Source organism: Immundisolibacter sp. (genome assembly GCF_050250495.1).
In the GTDB taxonomy this organism is placed as follows: domain Bacteria; phylum Pseudomonadota; class Gammaproteobacteria; order Immundisolibacterales; family Immundisolibacteraceae; genus Immundisolibacter.
In genome coordinates this window covers 160,185-178,754 of the sequence record NZ_JBFWOM010000003.1, presented here as the reverse complement: position 1 = coordinate 178,754, position 18,570 = coordinate 160,185, and the positions used below count along the sequence as shown (strand labels likewise).

The following is an 18,570-nucleotide window of genomic DNA, read 5'->3' as shown; positions in this document are numbered from 1 at the left end:
GCGAATGCGTATAGTAGCCGCCCTTTTTTCGTCGCCTGCCCGCCGGGGTATCTGCCGTGGAACTGAAGCTCGCCGCCCGCGTCGCCGCCATCAAGCCGTCCGCCACCATGGCCGTCACGGCCAAGGCCAAGGAGCTGCAGGCCGCCGGGCGCAAGGTGATTGGTCTGGGCGCCGGCGAGCCGGATTTCGACACGCCGCAGCACATCAAGGACGCTGCCAAGGCGGCCATCGACGCCGGCTTTACCAAGTACACGGCGGTGGAAGGCACGCCCGAGCTGCGCAAGGCGATTGTCGACAAGTTCGCGCGCGAGAACGGGCTCAGCTACCAGCCGGCGCAGATTCTGGTTTCCAGCGGCGGCAAGCAGAGCTTCTACAACCTCGCCCAGGTGCTGCTGGAAGAAGGCGACGAGGTGATCATCCCGGCGCCGTACTGGGTGTCGTACCCGGACATCGTGCTGCTGGCGGGCGCCACGCCGGTGGCGCTGGACACCAACCTCGACAGCCACTTCAAGATCACCCCGGCGCAGCTCGAAGCCGCCATCACGCCGCGCACCAAGCTGCTGGTGCTGAACAGCCCGTCGAACCCGACCGGCAGCGTGTATTCCGAGGCCGAGCTCAAGGCGCTGGCCGACGTGCTGCTGCGCCACCCGCAGGTGTGGATCGCCAGCGACGACATGTACGAGCACATCCGCTGGGACGGCACGCAGTTCAGGAACATCGTGAACGCGTGTCCTGAGCTGTACGAGCGCACCATGGTGCTGAACGGCGTGTCGAAGGCGTACTCGATGACCGGCTGGCGCATCGGCTACGCGGCGGGTGATGCGCGGGTCATCAGCGAGATGGCCAAGATCCAGTCGCAGAGCACGTCGAATCCGTGCTCGATCTCGCAGGTGGCCACGGTGGCCGCGCTGCAGGGCGACCAGTCCTTCATCCAGGACATGAACACCGCCTTCAAGCAGCGGCACGACTTTGTGGTGGCGGCGCTGAACGACATCCGCGGCATCCGCTGCGCGCCGGCCGACGGGGCGTTCTACTGCTTCTTCAGCGTCGAGGGCGCCATCGCCAACACGCCGGGCGTGAAGGATGACGTCGAGCTTGCCGCCTGGCTGATGGAAAAGGCCGAGGTCGCGCTGGTGCCGGGCAGCGCCTTCGGCGCGCCGGGCTATCTGCGCCTGTCGTTCGCCACCAGCATGGAGAACCTGCAGGAGGCCATGCGGCGGTTGAAGGCGGCGCTCGGCTGAGGGCCGCGCGCCGGGGGATTCGCGGCGAGGACGCCGCTCCCACAAGGGCACCGCTCCCAAAGGGTATCGCTGCGGCGGCGTTGAGGCTGTGGGAGGCCCGCCCTCGGGCCGAATGGCGGCCGCCGAACACCGGAAAAAACGCCACGCCGCACCCCGCAGCAGGCAACGGTCAAAACCGGTTGACCATGCCGGCGGCCCGCCAATAGACTACGCGCCCTTTCTTCCCCGGTAGCTCAGTCGGTAGAGCAAGTGACTGTTAATCACTGGGTCGGCGGTTCGAGCCCGTCCCGGGGAGCCATCTCTCAAATCCGCGCATGATCGACACCCTGCCCAAGGCCCTGATCGCCACCGTCATCGCCATCGTTGCGGTCGGTGCGGTGTTTGCGCTGATCGTCTGATTCGCCCGGCGGGCACACCGCTCGCCGCGCAACCCTCGTATCGACCTTTCCGCGGCCCGGGTTTGGTGCGCCAAACCGGGTTGGTTCCTCATCGCGGTGCGCGCCACACACGCGCAGACACCCGAAAATCCCGCACCAAACGGCCAAAGCGCACGCGTTGCGGGCACCGGGCCGGTTTGGCACAGCCCCTGCATTAGTCAAATCGGCGGGGGCCGGGAACTCTTCCCCTCCTCCTCCTGATGGTGACTGGCACACACCATTCCGGCCCCCGCCTCTTTTTCTGCTGCCACCCCCGCTTCCCTCGCAACGCTCCCGGACTCCAGCGGCTCGGCCCACCCGTGGCGCCGCCTTTCGTCCCGCGCGACCTCTTGCAGAGCTGCCGAGTGCCGGTTCGCTGACGTGGCCGCCTTGCCGCCACGGCCGCCCAGGCATTACAATGACGGGCAGTCACCGGAGGAAAGCGTGAAGACCACCGTCGCACGATTCGGTATCGCCAGTCACCAGATCCTTGATGAACACGGCCAGCCGCACGGCCCCGTGCCGCGCATCAACCCCAGCACGCTGCGCCGGCTGTACGGGCAGATGGTGCTGACGCGGCGTTTCGACGAGCGCGCCGTGCGTTTGCAGCGCACCGGGCAGCTCGGCACCTACGCATCGAGCCTTGGGCACGAGGCGCTGCACGTGGGCGTGGCCGATGCCATGCGCGCCGACGACGTGCTGCTGCCTACCTACCGCGAGGCCGGCGCGCTGCTGGTGCGCGGCGTGCCGATGGCGCAGTTGCTGGCCTACTGGGGCGGCGACGAGCGTGGCAGCGACTTTGCCGGCCCGCGCGGGGACTTTCCGTACTGCGTGCCGATCGCGACGCAATGCACGCACGCGGCGGGCGTGGCGAGCGCCATGCGCCTGCGGCAACAAAAACGGGTGGCGGTGTGCTTCGTCGGCGACGGCGGCACCTCCAAGGGCGATTTCTACGAGGCGCTGAACCTCGCCGGCGTGTGGCGGCTGCCGCTGGTGTTCGTCATCACCAACAACCAGTGGGCGATTTCGGTGCCGCTCGCCGAGCAGACGGCCTGCGCCACGCTGGCGCAGAAGGCCATCGCCGGCGGCGTGCCGGGCGAACAGGTGGACGGCAATGACATGCTAGCGGTGCGGCAGGTGATGGCCCGCGTGCTGGCGCGCGCCCGGCGCGGCGACGGCCCGAGCGTGATCGAGGGCCTGACCTATCGCCTCGGCGACCACACCACGTCCGACGACGCGCGCCGCTATCGCCCCGAGGCCGAGGTGTCCGCCGCCTGGCAGCGCGACCCGCTGCCGCGGCTGCGCGCCTACATGGCGCAGCAGGGCGCCTGGAGCGCCGCCGACGAGGAGCGGCTGATCGCCGACTGCAACGCGCAGGTGGAGGTGGCCGTTGCGGCGTACCTGGCGACCCCGCCGCCGGCGCCGACCGACATGTTCGATCACCTCTACGCGCAGTTGCCGGCGAGCCTTGCCGCGCAGCGGGCCGAGTTCGCCGGGGTCGCGCATGGCTGAGTGCACGCTGGTGGAGGCGGTGAACCTGGCGCTCGCCCGCGCGCTGGCGGACGACCCGAACGTGGTGGTGCTGGGCGAGGATGTCGGCGTCAACGGCGGCGTGTTCCGCGCCACCGTCGGTTTGCAGCAGCGCTTTGGCGAGCGCGTGATGGACACGCCGCTGGCCGAGAACCTGATCGCCGGCGTGGCGGTCGGCATGGCCGCCGAGGGTCTGCGGCCGGTGGCGGAAATCCAGTTCTCGGGCTTCATCTACCCGGCCATCGACCAGCTGGTGAACCACGCCAGCCGCCTGCGCAACCGCACCCGCGGCCGGCTCACCTGCCCGCTGGTGCTGCGCGCGCCCTGCGGCGGCGGCATCCACGCGCCCGAGCACCATTCCGAGAGCAACGAGGCCATGCTGGCGCACATCCCGGGCCTGCGGGTGGTGATCCCGTCCTCGCCGGCGCGCGCCTACGGCCTGCTGCTGGCGGCGATTCGCGACCCGGACCCGGTGGTGTTCCTGGAACCCTCGCGCATCTACCGCGCGTTTCGCGAGGAAGTGGCCGATACGGGCGAGGCGCTGCCGCTCGACGTGTGCTTCGTGCTGCGCGAGGGCACCGATCTGACGCTGGTGAGCTGGGGCGCGAGCGTGGTCGATTGCCTCGCCGTCGCCGACACGCTGGCCGAGCGCGGCGTCAGCGCCGAGGTGATCGACGTCGCCACCCTGCGCGAGCTCGACACCGGCACGTTGCTCGATTCGGTGGCCAAGACTGGCCGCTGCATGATCGTGCACGAGGCGCCGCTGCGCGGCGGCTTCGGCGCCGAGATCGCCGCGCTGCTGGCCGGGCCGGGTCTGATGTCGCTGCTGGCGCCGGTCGAGCGCGTGGCCGGTTACGACACCGTGATGCCGCTGGCGCGGCTCGAACACACCTACCTGCCGGGGCCGCAGCGCATCCTCGCCGCCGCCCGGCGCGTGCTGGAGCACTGAGCATGAACGAACCGGCCAAGGTGTTCGCGCTGCCCGATCTGGGTGAAGGACTGGCCGAGGCCGAACTGTTGTCCTGGCACGTCGGCCCCGGCGATCACGTGGTCGAGGGCCAGCCGCTGGCGTCGGTCGAGACCGACAAGGCGGTGGTGGAGGTGCCCTCGCCGCGCACGGGCGAGATCGCGCGCCTGTGCGCCGAAGCCGGCACGCGACTGGCCGTGGGTGCGCCGCTGGTGGAGTTCGTCGGCGGTGCGAGCGCCGATACCGGCACCGTGGTCGGTGCCGTCGCCGCCGGCACGGCGGTGGTGCACGAAACGCCGCAGAGCGTCGGCCGGCCGGCCGCCGGCATCCGCGCCACGCCGGCCGTGCGCGCGCTCGCCAAGCGCCTGAGTGTGGACCTCGGTTCCGTCACACCGACCGGCCCCAACGACACCATCACCAAGACGGACGTCGAGCGCGTGGCGCGCATCTATGCCGAAACCGGCCCGCTCGAAGCACTCGCCGGCCCGCGCCGGGCGATGGCCGTCAACATGGCCAAGACGCAGGCGGAGGTCGCCACCGCCGCGCTGTGCGACGACGCCGACGTCCACGCCTGGCCGGCCGGCGCCGATCCCATGACGCGCTTACTGCGCGCGATCGCCGCCGGCTGCCGGGCGGAGCCCGCACTGAACGCCTGGTTCGACAGCGAGGACATGGGCCGGCGCCTGCTGAAGAAAATCGACATCGGCATCGCCGTCGACAGCGCGGAGGGCCTGTTCGTGCCGGTGCTGCGCGACGCCGGCGCGCTCGACGGCGCGGGCCTTCGCGCCGGCGTGGATGCGCTGATGGCGGCCGTGCGCGCGCGCAGCCTCACGCCCGAGCAACTGCGCGGCGCCAGCATCATGCTGAGCAACTTCGGCCCGCTCGGCGGGCGCTACGCGGTGCCGCTGCTGGTGCCGCCGGTGGTGGCGATCCTGGGCGCGGGGCGTGCGTACGACGCGGTGCTCGCCGTCGCCGGCCAGCCGGCCGTGCGGCGCGTGCTGCCGCTGTCACTGAGCTTCGACCACCGCGTGGTCACCGGCGGCGAGGCGGCGCGCTTTCTGATGGCGGTGAAGGCGGATCTCGAACAGGCGGCCTGACTGCGCCGCGCGACGGCGGGTTCACCGCATAATCGCGTCCGCCCGCGTTCGCGAGCGGTTTTCAGTTTTCCGAGGGGAGCATGCCGACCACCCACCTGCCGACACGCCGGGCAAGCATCCGTTTGCGCGTGTTTTGGCTGTTGGCGGCAAGCGTGGGGATGATCTTGCTGAGCGGTTGCGGTGGGCTGCTGCCGCGCTCGCACCAGTCGGTCAACGTCACCTGGTCGAATTTCGCCGAGGCCAGGGCGGCGTTCGACCGCATCGAGCCGAACGCCACCACCGTCGCGGACCTGGCGGCGCTGGGCTTCGACCCGTACACGTCGCCGAACACGACCATCCTCACGTATCTGGACCTGATCAAGTACTTCATGCCGAACCCGTCCATCCGGCTGGAGGATCTGGATCCGGCGGTGCGGGACTGCATCAGTGCACGCGACGCCTGCCGAGGTTTTCGCATCACCGCCGGCGAGAAGCGCAGCAAGCGCCACGGCAACGTGTTCGCGGACCTGTTCAATTTTCGCCGCCGCGCCACGCAGTCCGGCTGGCAGTTCACGGCGCTGCTGCTGGCCCAGGACGAGCGCATCACCTACAAGCTGTGGGGTGGGCAGCCGAAGCTCGACGGCGAGACCGACCGGCGCAACCCGCTCGGACCGCTGCAGGGCATGGACGAGGTGTTGCCCGCCCTCGTCCAGTAGGCGCGACCTGCTTTACGCGCGTACCAGCAACACCTTGGCCCCGGCATGGCGGCCGAACTTGAGGTCCGCCAGCGCCGCGTTGGCCTCGGCGAGCGGATAGGTGCGCACGCGCGGGCGGATGCCGGCCCGCGCGGCAAGATCAAGGCAGGCCTGCACGTCGGCGCGCGTCACGTTGGCCACCGACTGGATGGCCTTTTCCTGCCACAGCTCCTGCGGGTAGTCGATGCCGGCCATCACGGCGGCATCGGCGGCTTCCTTGCGGATGGCGTTGATCACCAGCCGCCCGCCGGGGCGCAGGTTGCGCAGCGCCGCCCGCACCGGCGCCCAGGCCGGCGTGGTGTCGATGATGGCGTGCAGCGGTAGCGGTGTTTGCGCATCCGCGGCGCCGGCCCAGGTGGCGCCGAGTTCCAGCGCCAGCGCGCGCTCGGCGGCGTTGCGGGAGAACACGACCACCGGCGAGCGCGGCCAGCGCGCGCGGGCCATCTGCAGCACCAGATGACCGCTGGCGCCGAAGCCGGCGAGACCCAGCGCATCGCCGTCGTCTAGCGTGCACAAGGACAGCGCCCGGTAGCCGACCGCGCCCGCGCACAGCAGCGGCGCGGCTTCGGTGTCGCTGAGGCCGTCCGGCAGGCGGTGCACGAAGTCGGCCGGCACGGTGATGAACGGCGCGTAGCCGCCGTGGGCGTCGCGGCCGGTGGCGCGAAAGTCCGGGCACAGGTTCTCGCGCCCCTCGCGGCAGTACTCGCAGTGCCCGCAGGCGCTGAAAATCCATGCCACGCCCACCCGGTCGCCCGGCACGAGCGAGCTGCCGACCGGCGCCGACACCACCCGGCCGACCACCTGGTGGCCGGGGATCACCGGCAGCCGCGGCGGCGGCGTGCGGCCTTCGATCTCGTCGATCTCGGTGTGGCACACCCCGCAGCAGGTGACCTCGATCAGCACCTCGCCCGGTGCCGGCTGCGGGGCAGACAGTTCCACCGTGTCGAGCGCCGCCGCGCCGTCGACGAACTCGCCTACACGGCGCAGCAGCATGGCCTGCATGGCGCAGGGTAGGGGATCGCTACAACGACTTGCGCAGGCGCTCGTAGCCGCGGGCGATTTCCTCGCCGGCCAGCCTGGCGGCCGCCAGCACCTCGCGGGCGGTATCGCCGGTGACGCTGGCCGCCACGGCACCCTTCTCGCGCAGCTGTTCAAGCTGCTGTTCGAGCCGGCCCCACTCGTCCTGCGCCTCCAGGCGCGCGAGGTGAGCCTTCACGATCAGCTCATCGCGTTGCGTGGCGAGTGCATCCAGCAGTTTCTTGAGCTCTTCGGCGGTGTTCATGACGGTCTCCGTGGGGTCGATGCGGGCCATCTGCCATGGCCATACGGCGGCGATTGAACGGCCGCGCGCGATCTGGCGCACTGATCGGCCTCAAGCGACACCGTCGCGCGGCTGACGCGCGTCATGGCGCGGCGGGGGCAAATGCTGATTTCATCGCGCGTCCCACCTGCTACAGAGCCCGACACCATGCACCCCGAGCTGCCGTTTGCCGACGATCTGGGTCCCGCCCGCGTCATCCATGTGCACCAGCCGGCGCTGGGTCTGGCCGGCACCGTGGTGCTGGACAACCTGGCCTGCGGGCCGGCCATCGGCGGGCTGCGCATGGCGGTCGACGTCACCACCGCCGAGTGCGCCCGCCTGGCGCGGGCCATGACGCTCAAGAACGCCGCCGCCGGTCTGCCGCACGGTGGCGGCAAGTCGGTGCTGCGGGGTGATCCACGCCTGCCGCCGGCGGACAAGGAGCGCCTGATCCGCGCCTTCGCCGCCGCGCTGCGGCACGAGCAGGGCTACATCGTGGGCCCGGACATGGGCACCGACGAGACCTGCATGGCCTGGGTGAAGGACGAGATCGGCCGCGCGGCCGGGCTGCCGACGGCCCTCGGCGGCATTCCGCTCGACGAGATCGGCGCCACCGGCTGGGGGCTGTGCCACGCCGCCGAGGTGGCGCTTGCCCGGCTGGGTCGCCCGCTGGACGGAGCACGCATAGCGATCCAGGGGTTCGGCGCCGTCGGCCGGCACGCGGCGCGTTTTCTGACTGCCCGCGGCGCGCGGCTGGTGGCGGTGGGGGACTCGGCGGGCGCCATACACCAGCCGGCCGGCATCGATCTCGACCGCCTGCTCGCCATCAAGGACGGCGGCGGCAAGGTGACGGCTTGCCCAGGCGCGGAGGTCATCACGGCCGAACAGTTGATCGGCGTCGACTGCGACGTGTGGATTCCGGCCGCGCGGCCGGACGTGATCCACGCCGGCAATGTGGATCGGGTGCGCGCCGCGCTGCTGGTACAGGGCGCCAACATTCCCGTGACGCCCGATGCCGAACGAAGCCTGCACGCGCGCGGCGTGTGGGTGGTGCCGGACTTCATCGCCAACGCGGGCGGCGTGATCTGCGCCGCCTTCGAGCTGCGCGGGGCGACCGCCGGTGCCGCCATGGCGGCGGTGGAGGAGCGCATCCGCGCCAACACCACCGCCGTGCTGGAGAGGGCTCAGGCGGGCGGCGTCACGCCCCGGCAGGCGGCCGAGGCGCTGGCGCTGGAGCGCGTCCACGGCGCCATGCGCACGCGGCGCTGGGGGATTTACTGACACAACCAGCGCCGCACCCGCCGTGAGTACGGGTGCGGGTTATCGCCGGCAGGCGACGGTCAGGCGCCGAGCACGCCCTTCAGCCAGCGCGCCATGTCGCTGCGCACCTGGCGGCCCACGTCGAGCGCGCCCGCCATGGAGGCGAAGCCGTGGATCATGCCGTCGTAGCGGGCAAGCTCGGTCGGCACGCCGGCGTCGGCGAGGCGCTTGGCATACGCCTCGCCCTCGCTGCGCAGCACGTCGAATTCGGCCGTCACCACCAGCGCCGGCGGCAGGCGGCCGAGGTCTGTGGTCAGCAGCGGCGACACGCGCCAGTCCTGCGCCGTCGCGGCGTCGGCGAGGTAATGCCGGCGGAACCAGCCCATGGCGCCGGCAGTGAGACCATAACCCTCGCCACAGGCGGTGTAGGACTCGCCCTCCAGGCGCGACATGTCCGTAACCGGGTAAATGAGCAGCTGTCCCGCGAGCGGCACGCCGGAATCGCGCGCCGCGAGCGCGCTGATGGCCGCGAGGTTGCCCCCGGCGCTGTCGCCGCCCACGGCAAGACGCTTGGCATCGATGCCAAGGTCGGTGGCGTTGGCGCTCGCCCAGCGCGTGGCGGCGATGGCGTCGTCCGCCGCGGCCGGGAAGCGGTGCTCCGGCGCCAGGCGATAGTCCACGGCCAGCACGGCGCAACCCGACTGGGCGGCCAGATCCCGGCACAGGTCGTCGTGGCTGTCGAGATCGCCGATCACCCAGCCGCCGCCGTGGAAGAACACGAGGCCCGGCAGCACGCCGTCGGCGGCGGGCCGGTACAGGCGCGCCTTGAGGGCACCGCCCGGGCCGGGGATGGACAGATCGCGCACCGCCGGCAGCGGCGTGGCGGGGCCGGCCGTCATCTTCATCTGCATGCCGAAGCCGACGCGCACCTGCTCCGGCGTCAGCACCTCGATGGGCGGCGGATTCATGGCGGCCATCTGCGCCAGGTGCGCGGCCACCTGCGGGTGGACCTGCCCGGACAGCGGACGGGCTAGGGTGGCCGTGACGTCGGACATGGGGCGTTCTCCTCGTGGCTTGTGCGATTTCTGCGATTGCGGACAGCGGACGTTTTAGTCGACCCGGGTGCTTGCCGGCAAGACCGCGACGCGGGACCCCGCGCGGCCTATAGCCCCACCCGCGCGCCGGCACCGAGCAGCGTCGCGACGCCGAGCGCCGCGAAGATGGCCGCCGCGATGGCGTGCACCAGCTTCATCGGGATGCGCGCGGCGAGCCGGTCGCCGACGAACACCGCCGGCACGTCCGCAATCAGCATGCCCGCCGTGGTGCCGATGACCACCAGCAGCGGCGCCGCGTAGTGGGCGGCCATGGCGACGGTGGCGATCTGCGTCTTGTCGCCCATCTCGGCCAGAAAGAACGTGACCAGCGTGGCACCGAACACGCCAAGCCGCCCGGCGATGCGCGTTTCGTCCTCCTCGATTTCGTCCGGGATCAGCGTCCACACGGCCATGCCGAGGAACGACAGACCGAGCAGCCAGCGCAGCACCTGCGGGCTCACCGCGCTGGTGATCCAGGCGCCCAAAGCGCCCGCCAGGCCGTGATTCACGACCGTGGCGGCGAGGATGCCGAGCACGATGGGCAGCGGCTTCTTGAACCGCGCGGCGAGGATGAAGGCGAGCAGTTGCGTCTTGTCGCCGATTTCCGCGAGCGCAACGACGCCGGTCGAGACGAGCAGCGATTCCATTCCTATAAGAGCCTGGTAGGTAATGCAGAAGCAGAGCGTTGATGGACGCGGCCGGGCACGGCAGCCGGTCAGGCGTTCATGCGCGCCGACCGCCCGCAAACACGCCGGCCGGGTCGAGCTCCGCCTTGAGGCGCTGCTCGATGGCCGCCTGCGCGGCCGACGGCGGCTGAAACACGCCGCCTGCACGATCCCCGCCGCGCATCAGCGTGGCGTGGCCATGCGCCTTGGCAGCAGCCGCCCACACGTCGGCCGGCGCGGCATCGCTGCGCAGCCAGCGCTGGGCGCCGCCCCAGTCGAGGAGCCAGTCGCCGGGCAGGTCAAGCGGCGGCGCGGCCGGCGGCAGCGAGATGCGCCACAGCGGCGCCGCGCCGGCGAAGAACGGCAACTCCCAATCGCGCAGCGCGTGCCAGAAGGCGGCGCCGTCCGGCAGCTCCTCGCCGCCGATCTGCGCCCGCGCGGCGGCCACGCCCTCGGCGGTGCCGGACAGGCGCACGCGCAGCTGCCCGTCCACACGGCACAGGCCGGACAGCGGCCACGGCCGGCGTTGCAGATCGATCATCGCGCGCGCCGGGTCGGCGGGTTCCAGCACCAGCGTGAGTTCGGTTTGCGGCACCGGCAGCACGCGCAGCGACACGTCCAGCATCACGCCAAACGCGCCGAGCGAGCCCGCATACAGGCGCGCCAGGTCGTAGCCGGCCACGTTCTTGATGGTCTCGCCGCCGTAGCGCACCACCTGTCCGTGGCCGTTGATGGCGCGCACGCCGAGCACGAAGTCGCGCGCCGCGCCCGCCCACGGCCGGCGCGGGCCGGACAACCCGGCCGCGATGGCGCCGCCGAGCGTGCCGCGGCCGCCAAAGCGCGGCGGCTCGAAGCCGAGCATCTGGCCTTGCGCCGCCAGCACGGCGTCGAGTTCGGCCAGCGGCGTACCCGTGCGGGCAGTGATCACCATGTCGCCCGGCTCGTAGCCCAGCACGCCGCAGTGGGCGGTGACATCCAGCGGCTCGCCGCCCGCCGCGTCGCCATAGAAGGCCTTGCTGCCGTGCCCCACTGCGCGTAGCGGGCGGCGCGCATCGATGGCCGCGCGCACGGCGGCGGCGAGCGCCTCGGTGCAATCCTGATCCATGCTCAAAACCGTTCGAGTTCCGGGTGCGGCAACTGGCCGTGGTGCACGTGGCTGCCGCGGAGTTCCGCGCAGCGGGCGAGCGTCGGGATGGCCTTGCCGGGGTTCAGCAGGCCGGTCGGGTCGAACGCGCGCTTGACCGCGAAGTAATCCTCCAGCACCGGGTCGGCAAACTGCTTGCAGGCCTTGTCGATCTTCTCGGCGCCGATGCCGTGCTCGCCGGTGATGGTGCCGCCGAGCGCGAGGCACTCCTCCAGAATGCGGCCGGCGAGGCGCTCGGTGCGTTCCACTTCGTCCGGGATGGCGCCGTCGTACAGGATCAGCGGGTGCAGGTTGCCGTCGCCGGCGTGAAACGCCGTCGCCACGCGCTGGCCGTGCTCGGCGGCGAGTTCGCCGATGCGGCGCAGGATGCCCGGCAGGTGCCGGCGCGGCACGGTGGCGTCCACGATGTAGAAATCCGGCGACACGCGCCCCATGGCCGGAAACGCGCCCTTGCGCCCGGCCCACAGGCGCGTGCGCTCGTCGGCGTCGCGCGCCAGACGCAGGTCGTACCCATCACACGCCTTCATCAGCGCGGTGACGCGCTCGAGCTGCGCTTCCACCTCCGCCACCGCGCCGTCCAGCTCGCAAAACAACAGCGCGGCGGCATCCACCGGCAGGCCCATCTGGATGTAGCCTTCGACCACCTCGACCGCCACCTGGTCCATCATTTCGAGCGCCGACGGCACCACGCCCGCGGCCACGATGTCCATCACCGCCCGCCCGGCGCGCTCCCAGTCCGGAAATGCCGCCTGCAGCAGCACGATCGACTCCGGCACCGGCAGCAGCTTGAGCCGCGCCTCCACCACCACGCCGAGCATGCCTTCGGAGCCCGTCACCAGCGCGACCAGGTCGAAGCCCGGCCCGTCGAGCCCGCCGCCGCCGAGCGTGAGCAGCTCGCCGTCGAGGGTAACCAGCGTCACCTCCAGCAGGTTGTGCGTAGTCAGGCCGTACTTGACGCAGTGCACGCCGCCCGAGTTCTCGGCGATGTTGCCGCCGATGCTGGAGGCGAACTGCGACGACGGATCGGGCGCGTAGAAGAGGCCATGCGCCGCCGCGGCTTCCGAGACCGCCAGATTGCGCACGCCCGGCTGCACGCGGGCGATGCGGTTGTCGGGGTCGATTTCCAGAATGCGGTCGAAGCGCGTCATGGACAGCAGCACGCCGTCCTCGCGCGGCAATGCGCCGGCGGACAAGCCCGTGCCCGCACCGCGCGGCACCACCGGCACGCCGTGCTCCCTGCACAGCCGCAGCAGCGCCTGCACCTGCGGCACCGTTTCCGGCAGCGCCACCGCCAGCGGCAGCGCGCGGTAGTTGGTGAGCGCGTCGCACTCGTACACGCGCCGCTGGGACTCGTCCGTCAGCAGCGCGTCGGCCGGCAGCACCGCGCGCAGCGCGGCCAGCAGGGCGGCGTGATTGGCGGACAACGGTGCGGCGTGCATGGCTCCTCCGGGCGGCGCGGCAATGGTAGCCGCTGGCCGGCGGGCCGCACGCTTGGCTTATAGTTCGCGCCCGCGCAGCAGCCCGCCGACGCCACCATGTCCCGCAACACCGCCATCCTGCTCGTCACCTGCCCGGACCAGCGCGGCCTCGTCGCCGCCGTGGCCGAGTTCCTGTACCGCCACGGCGCCAACATCCTGCACGCCGACCAGCACGTCGACATCGCCGCCGGGCTGTTCTTCATGCGCGTGGAATGGGCGCTGGCCGGCTTCGACATGCCGCTCGCCGACTTCAAGACGGCGTTTACGCCGCTGGCCGAAAAGCACGCCCTGCAGTGGCGGCTGGAAGAATCCGACCGCCGCCAGCGCGTCGCCATCTTCGCCTCACGCTACGACCACTGCCTCGCCGACCTGCTGTACCGCCACCGCGCCGGCGAGCTGTACTGCGACATCCCGCTCGTGATCAGCAACCACGAGGACACGCGCGCGCTGGTCGAGTTCTACGACGTGCCGTTTCACCTGATCGAGGTGACGCCGGAGGGCAAGAGCACCGCCGAGGCGGCGCAGCTCGCGCTGCTGGAACAGCACGACGTGGACCTGCTGGTGCTGGCGCGCTACATGCAGATCCTGGGTCCGAAATTCGTGGCCCGCTACCCGGCGCGCATCATCAACATCCACCACTCCTTCCTGCCGGCTTTTCTGGGCGCCCGCCCCTACCACCGCGCGTTCGACCGCGGCGTGAAGATCATCGGCGCCACCAGCCACTACGTGACCGACACCCTGGACGAAGGCCCGATCATCGAGCAGGACGTGATCCGTGTGTCCCACCGCGACCAGGTCGAAAACCTGATCCAGAAAGGCCGCGACGTCGAAAAAATGGTGCTCTCGCGCGCCGTGCGCTGGCACCTCGAACACCGCATCCTCGCCTACGGCAACAAGACGGTGGTGTTTGACTGAGGCGGTGGGCGGGCTGTCCCGCCCCAGCTAGTTTTTTGGCTTCGGGAGTGCCCGCGCCGCATCCTCCAACGCGCGTACATTGGCCTGCGCCCCTTCGGCCTCCAGCAGCGCTCGCCGCCAGGCGGCGAACTGCTCGTATTGATCTTCCGCGTGGGCATCGGCCTGCGCTACATCGTGCGGGACGATGCGGCGCACAGCGCGCTGGCCGACGATTGCATCGAGCACCGGGGCAGCCGCGGGCAACCGGGGTACGTGTCGCACCTGGTCCTGGCGAAGCTGTTGTGGGTGCTGGAGCGCGGCTACGGCTACCCGCGGCAGATGCTGGGCGAGGTACTCCGCACGCCGCTCACGAGCGAGGAGATCAGGATTCAGGATGCGCCGCGGGTGCGGGCGGCGCTGAACGCCTTTTCGGCCGGCGCGGCCGACTTTGCCGATTGCCTGATCGGCATCCTGCACCAGCAGGCTGAGTGCGAAACGACGCTAACGTTCCACAAAAAGGCCGCCCGACTGACGACGCATCGCTTGCTGGAGTGAGCCATGGCCGACCAGGCGGGCCGCGTCGCCCGGTCAGCGCCTGGTCTGCCAGGAAATCTCGATCTTCCGGTGCTGCGCGATGCAGTCGCGCAGGTACAGGTTGATCAGGCTCTGGTACGGAACCCCGGCCTCTTCGGCCATCGCCTTGAAGTACTGGATCACGTCCTCGCCCAACCGCATCGTCACCGGCTTTTTCAGCTTGGCGGCGTAGGGATTCTTGCGGGACTTCATCTTTGCGAGGTCATATTCGGCTTTCATGGGCGGCTACCCTAATTTGACGGCGCCTCGCCGTACGGTTTCGCGGCGACGCTACAGGCGCGCGATCCGCTCCGCGAGCGCCTGCTCCCCGGCCTCCGGGCCGCGCACGTCGAGCCCCTCGGCCACCACTTCGGCGTAGCGGCAGTCGATGAACTCGCACAGCCAGCGCAGGTAGTTGGTCTGGAAGTTCACCTGCGGCAGGTCGGCATAGGCGTTGCCGCGGGTGGTGACGAGCGTCAGCGGCTTGCCGGCGCACAGGCCCTGCGGCCCCTGCGCGGTGTAGCGGAACAGCAGGCCCGGCTGCACGATGACGTCGAGGTAATGCTTGACGGGGTACGGCAGGCCGAAGTTCCACATCGGCGCGGCGATGGCCACCTCGTCCGCGGCCAGAAACTCGCGCGCCCACGGCGTGATGGCATCCCAGGCGCGCTGCTGCGTGGCGGCGAGTTGCGAGCCGGCGGCGACGCTGCCCTTGGCGAGCGCCACCGGCCCGTCGACCGGCGGCAGCTCGGTATTGACCAGGTCCACCTCGTTCACGTCCAGGGCGGGGTCGGTGGCACGCCGCCGGGCGAGCCAGGCGTCGAGCAGCCGCCGCGTGCGCGACAGCGGCCCCTTGGGCGTGAACGAGATCACCAGCAGCCGCGCCACGGGGTCAGTCCTTCGGCACGGTGAGCGCCAGGAACAGCGGGTTGCCGCGCCGCTGCACCAGCAGAGGCACCGCGCGCCCGGCCGGCAGCTTGTCCACCAGCGCCTTGAAGTCGGCAACGTCCTTCACGGCGCTGTCGCCAAGACGCAGGATCACGTCGCCGCGCGCGAGGCCCGCCCGTGCCGCCGGACCATCGCCCACGGCCATCACCAGCACGCCGCCCTTGGGTACGTCGAGCTGCTGGCGCTGCGCCGGGTCGAGATCCACTACCGCCAGCTTGAGCCGGCCGCCCTTGGCCTGCGCTGCCGGCTTGCCGGCCGGTGCGCTTGCGCCGTCGTCCGACAGGGCCGCGATCTTCACGTTGACGGTGCGCTCCTTGCCGTCGCGCAGCACGCGCAGCGCCGCCGAATCCCCGACGTTGGTGCTGCCGACCAGCGGCGGCAGGTCGCCGGCGTTGCCAAGTGTCTGGCCGTTGAAGCTCAGGATCACGTCACCGGCCTCGATGCCCGCCTTCGCCGCCGGGCTGTCCGCGGCCACGTTCGCCACCAGCGCGCCGCGCGCCTTGTCGAGCCCGAACGACTGGGCCAGCGCCGGTGTCACCGGCTGCACGGTGACGCCAAGGTAGCCGTGCGCGGCGTGGCCGGTGCTCTGAATCTGCTGCGCCACGCGCATGGCGACGTTGATCGGGATGGCGAACGACAGGCCCATGTAGCCGCCGGAGCGGCTGTAGATCTGCGAGTTGATGCCGATCACCTCGCCCTGGGTATTGAACAACGGCCCGCCAGAATTGCCCGGGTTGACCGCCGCGTCGGTCTGGATGAAGGGCACGTAGGCGTCGCTCGGCAGCGTGCGGCCGACGGCGCTCACGATGCCGGACGTGGCGGTGTGTTCGAGGCCGAACGGCGAGCCGATGGCGAGCACCCACTCGCCGACTTCCAGGCGATCCGAATTGCCGATCTTCACCGCCGGCAGGCCCTTGGCCTTGATGCGCAGCACCGCCACGTCGGTGCGCTCGTCTAGTCCCACCAGCTCCGCCGGCTCCTCGCGCTGGTCGGAGAGCTTGACCAGGATTTCGTCGGCGTCCTTCACCACGTGCGCGTTGGTCAGCACCGTGCCGTCAGACGAAATGATGAAGCCGGACCCGAGCGAGCGGGCCTGCGGCTGCTGACCGCCCGGCGGGGCGCCGAAAAAGCGCCGGAAGAATTCGCTGCGCGGGTCGTCCGGGTCCATCGGAAAGCCCGGGAACATCTCCTGCTGGCGTGCCTTCTGCGTGGTCGAGATGTTGACCACCGCCGGGCCCACGTCCTTGACCAGTTGCGTGAACTCCGGCAGCGCGGCGCGCACCGGGGCGACTACGGCCAGCAACAACACCGCACACAGGCAACGCGCAGCGAACATACAACCTCCATGACCAGGGCACGTGGCCCAAAAAACCGGAATCCGCCGTGGCACGGCGATCGGATTGTCGCGTGAGACCTGCCGCGAACGAAGTTAGTTCCGGCGCCGCCGGTCCGGGGGGACTGAACTTGCCGGCCGGCCGGCCGATATAGGGTCCATCTGTGGCTTTCGTGCGGGATCGACAATGGGTCGGCCGGAAAAAATTCGCCTGGGTGACTTGCTGGTCAAGGAAGGGCTGATCTCGGTCGGCGTGCTCGAATCGGCGCTCGCCGAGCAGAAGCGCACCGGCCGCCGGCTGGGTCATGTTCTGATCGATTCGCAGCTGGTCACCGAAGAGGCCATCGCGCGGGCGCTGTCGAATCAGCTCAGCCTGCCGTATGTCGACCTGAAGGTCGCGCCCATCGAGGCCAGCGCGCTGCGCCTGCTGGGGGAAAGTCAGGCGCGCCGCCTGCGGGTGATACCGCTCCGCCTCAGCGACGATCGCCTGACGGTCGGCATGACCGATCCGGGAGACCTGTTCGCCTACGACGAGCTCGTCCGCCTGACCGGCCGGCAGATCCAGATTGCCGTGGTGACCGAGGGCGACCTGCTCGGCGCTTACGACCGCCACTACCGCAACACGGAAGAAATCACCGGCTACACGCGCGAGCTGGAACAGTCACTCAAGGACGACGACGACGCGTTACTGGATGCGATAAGCGGCGAGGCCGGCGGCCTCGATGCGCCCGTGGCCCGTCTGGTGCAATCCGTGTTCGAGGACGCACTGCAGGTGAGGGCGTCCGACATTCATATCGAGCCGCATGAGCGCAAGCTGCGGATCCGGTTTCGTATCGATGGCGTGTTGCACAGCCAGACCGAGGCTGATCTGACCGTTGCCAGCGCGCTGGCGATGCGCCTGAAGATCATGTCCGGCCTCGACATCTCGGAAAAGCGTCTGCCGCAGGACGGCCGCTTTCAGATGACGGTAAAGGGCCGGGTACTGGACGTGCGCCTGTCGACGCTGCCGACGCAGTACGGCGAGTCGATGGCGATGCGCCTGCTCGCTGCCGACGGCGGCCTGGTCGATCTCGACAACATCGGTATGCCGCCGGCCATGCTGGCGCGCTACCGCGACATCATCGCCCGCCCCAATGGCCTGGTGCTGGTCACCGGCCCCACCGGCAGCGGCAAGACCACCACGCTGTACGCCTCCATGGCCGCGGTGAACAGCCCGGACCGCAAGCTGATCACGGTCGAGGATCCGGTCGAGTACCGCCTGCCGGGCCTGATGCAGGTGCAGGTCAACGACAAGATCGACATGAGCTTCGCCAGGGCGCTGCGCTCCATCCTGCGCCAGGATCCGGACGTCGTGCTGGTGGGCGAAATGCGCGATTCGGAAACAGCGCAGATCGGTCTTCGCGCCGCTGTGACGGGCCACCTTGTGTTCTCGAGCCTGCATACCAACGACGCCGTATCGACACCGGTGCGCCTGCTCGACATGGGCGCGCCGCGCTACATGGTGGCCACAGCGTTGCAGGCCGTCATTGCGCAGCGCCTGGTACGGCAGATCTGCTGGCACTGCCCGCAGCCGCATGCCGTCACCGCGACCGAGGCCGCGTGGCTTGGCCGGGTCGGCATTGAGGGCTCCGGGGCGCTGGCGTTTCACGCCGGCGCCGGCTGCCCGCAGTGCAATCACACCGGCTACCGCGGACGCCTTGGCGTGTACGAGATGCTGGAGATGACGCCCGCGCTCGCGGCCGCCGCCAACCAGGCCGATCCCGGCGAATTCCTGGCCGCGGCGCGCGCGGCCATGGCAGGGCAAACCCTCGCCCACAGCGCGCTCGCACTGGCGGCAGCCGGCAAGACGACGCTGGCCGAAGCCATCAGGATCAGCAACCAGACCGACGAGTGACG

The 18,570-nt window shown here is 70.5% G+C and carries 18 protein-coding genes and 1 tRNA gene; 10 read left to right on the top strand and 9 right to left on the bottom strand.

All coding sequences use genetic code 11. The features are described 5' to 3' along the window. Nucleotides 1–56: 56 nt before the first annotated feature. The 6 genes from AB7F93_RS04290 to AB7F93_RS04265 all read left to right on the top strand — a co-directional run bounded on the left by AB7F93_RS04290 (nt 57) and on the right by AB7F93_RS04265 (nt 5,946). On the top strand, nt 57–1,241 hold the full coding sequence (locus AB7F93_RS04290; RefSeq protein ID WP_428301650.1) for a pyridoxal phosphate-dependent aminotransferase: 1,185 nt from the start codon (nt 57–59) through the stop codon (nt 1,239–1,241). Nucleotides 1,242–1,463: 222 nt separating this feature from the next. Further along, a tRNA-Asn gene (locus AB7F93_RS04285) sits at nt 1,464–1,539 on the top strand. A 562-nt stretch (nt 1,540–2,101) separates the two neighbouring features. Beyond that, nucleotides 2,102–3,169, top strand: coding sequence for a pyruvate dehydrogenase (acetyl-transferring) E1 component subunit alpha (pdhA, locus tag AB7F93_RS04280; RefSeq protein WP_428301649.1), 1,068 nt, complete (start codon nt 2,102–2,104; stop codon nt 3,167–3,169). Next, complete coding sequence (locus tag AB7F93_RS04275; protein WP_428301648.1) at nt 3,162–4,136, top strand: alpha-ketoacid dehydrogenase subunit beta; 975 nt, start codon at nt 3,162–3,164, stop codon at nt 4,134–4,136. The genes pdhA and AB7F93_RS04275 overlap by 8 nt, the downstream gene beginning before the upstream one ends. Nucleotides 4,137–4,138: 2 nt before the next feature. Next, the gene (locus AB7F93_RS04270) at nt 4,139–5,251 is read left to right on the top strand and encodes a dihydrolipoamide acetyltransferase family protein (protein WP_428301647.1); all 1,113 of its coding nucleotides are present in this window, start codon (nt 4,139–4,141) and stop codon (nt 5,249–5,251) included. Nucleotides 5,252–5,415: 164 nt separating this feature from the next. Next, nucleotides 5,416–5,946 (top strand): hypothetical protein, encoded by a 531-nt coding sequence (locus AB7F93_RS04265; RefSeq protein ID WP_428301646.1) that lies wholly within the window; start codon nt 5,416–5,418, stop codon nt 5,944–5,946. A 12-nt stretch (nt 5,947–5,958) separates the two neighbouring features. On the opposite strand, the gene AB7F93_RS04260 is transcribed toward AB7F93_RS04265, so the two are convergent. Continuing rightward, nucleotides 5,959–6,987, bottom strand: coding sequence for a zinc-binding alcohol dehydrogenase family protein (locus AB7F93_RS04260; RefSeq protein ID WP_428301645.1), 1,029 nt, complete (start codon nt 6,985–6,987; stop codon nt 5,959–5,961). A gap of 19 nt (nt 6,988–7,006) precedes the next feature. Further along, nucleotides 7,007–7,297 carry a hypothetical protein gene (locus tag AB7F93_RS04255; RefSeq protein ID WP_428301644.1) on the bottom strand — a complete coding sequence of 97 codons (291 nt, stop codon included), beginning with the start codon at nt 7,295–7,297 and terminating at the stop codon, nt 7,007–7,009. A 156-nt stretch (nt 7,298–7,453) separates the two neighbouring features. Here AB7F93_RS04255 and AB7F93_RS04250 point away from each other — a divergent pair, with 156 nt between their 5' ends. Next, nucleotides 7,454–8,566, top strand: a complete 1,113-nt coding sequence (locus AB7F93_RS04250; protein ID WP_428301643.1) for a Glu/Leu/Phe/Val family dehydrogenase — start codon at nt 7,454–7,456, stop codon at nt 8,564–8,566. 59 nt (nt 8,567–8,625) lie between these two features. Here the strand turns inward: AB7F93_RS04250 and AB7F93_RS04245 are convergent, their stop codons facing one another. The 4 genes from AB7F93_RS04245 to AB7F93_RS04230 form a co-directional block, all read right to left on the bottom strand. Then, complete coding sequence (locus AB7F93_RS04245; protein ID WP_428301642.1) at nt 8,626–9,600, bottom strand: alpha/beta hydrolase; 975 nt, start codon at nt 9,598–9,600, stop codon at nt 8,626–8,628. 107 nt (nt 9,601–9,707) lie between these two features. Next, nucleotides 9,708–10,286, bottom strand: a complete 579-nt coding sequence (locus AB7F93_RS04240) for a TMEM165/GDT1 family protein (protein ID WP_428301641.1) — start codon at nt 10,284–10,286, stop codon at nt 9,708–9,710. Nucleotides 10,287–10,362: 76 nt separating this feature from the next. Then, nucleotides 10,363–11,409, bottom strand: coding sequence for a glycolate oxidase subunit GlcE (gene glcE, locus AB7F93_RS04235; RefSeq protein WP_428301640.1), 1,047 nt, complete (start codon nt 11,407–11,409; stop codon nt 10,363–10,365). A gap of 2 nt (nt 11,410–11,411) precedes the next feature. Then, entirely contained in the window at nt 11,412–12,887 is a 1,476-nt protein-coding gene (locus AB7F93_RS04230; protein ID WP_428301639.1) for an FAD-linked oxidase C-terminal domain-containing protein, read from the bottom strand. Between the two features lie 96 nt (nt 12,888–12,983). Between AB7F93_RS04230 and purU the strand changes: the two genes are divergently transcribed. Next, nucleotides 12,984–13,841, top strand: a complete 858-nt coding sequence (gene purU, locus AB7F93_RS04225; protein WP_428301638.1) for a formyltetrahydrofolate deformylase — start codon at nt 12,984–12,986, stop codon at nt 13,839–13,841. Nucleotides 13,842–13,991: 150 nt separating this feature from the next. Continuing rightward, entirely contained in the window at nt 13,992–14,375 is a 384-nt protein-coding gene (locus AB7F93_RS04220; RefSeq protein WP_428301637.1) for a PIN domain-containing protein, read from the top strand. Nucleotides 14,376–14,408: 33 nt separating this feature from the next. Here AB7F93_RS04220 and AB7F93_RS04215 read toward each other — a convergent pair whose 3' ends face one another. The 3 genes from AB7F93_RS04215 to AB7F93_RS04205 are packed head-to-tail and all read right to left on the bottom strand — an operon-like array spanning nt 14,409 to nt 16,677. Beyond that, on the bottom strand, nt 14,409–14,633 hold the full coding sequence (locus AB7F93_RS04215) for a BrnA antitoxin family protein (RefSeq protein WP_428301636.1): 225 nt from the start codon (nt 14,631–14,633) through the stop codon (nt 14,409–14,411). A gap of 51 nt (nt 14,634–14,684) precedes the next feature. Continuing rightward, nucleotides 14,685–15,281, bottom strand: a complete 597-nt coding sequence (locus tag AB7F93_RS04210; RefSeq protein ID WP_428301635.1) for an FMN-dependent NADH-azoreductase — start codon at nt 15,279–15,281, stop codon at nt 14,685–14,687. Between the two features lie 4 nt (nt 15,282–15,285). Further along, on the bottom strand, nt 15,286–16,677 hold the full coding sequence (locus AB7F93_RS04205; protein ID WP_428301634.1) for a DegQ family serine endoprotease: 1,392 nt from the start codon (nt 16,675–16,677) through the stop codon (nt 15,286–15,288). A 184-nt stretch (nt 16,678–16,861) separates the two neighbouring features. Here AB7F93_RS04205 and AB7F93_RS04200 point away from each other — a divergent pair, with 184 nt between their 5' ends. Then, nucleotides 16,862–18,568, top strand: a complete 1,707-nt coding sequence (locus tag AB7F93_RS04200) for a GspE/PulE family protein (protein WP_428301633.1) — start codon at nt 16,862–16,864, stop codon at nt 18,566–18,568. The last annotated feature ends 2 nt before the right edge of the window (nt 18,569–18,570 follow it).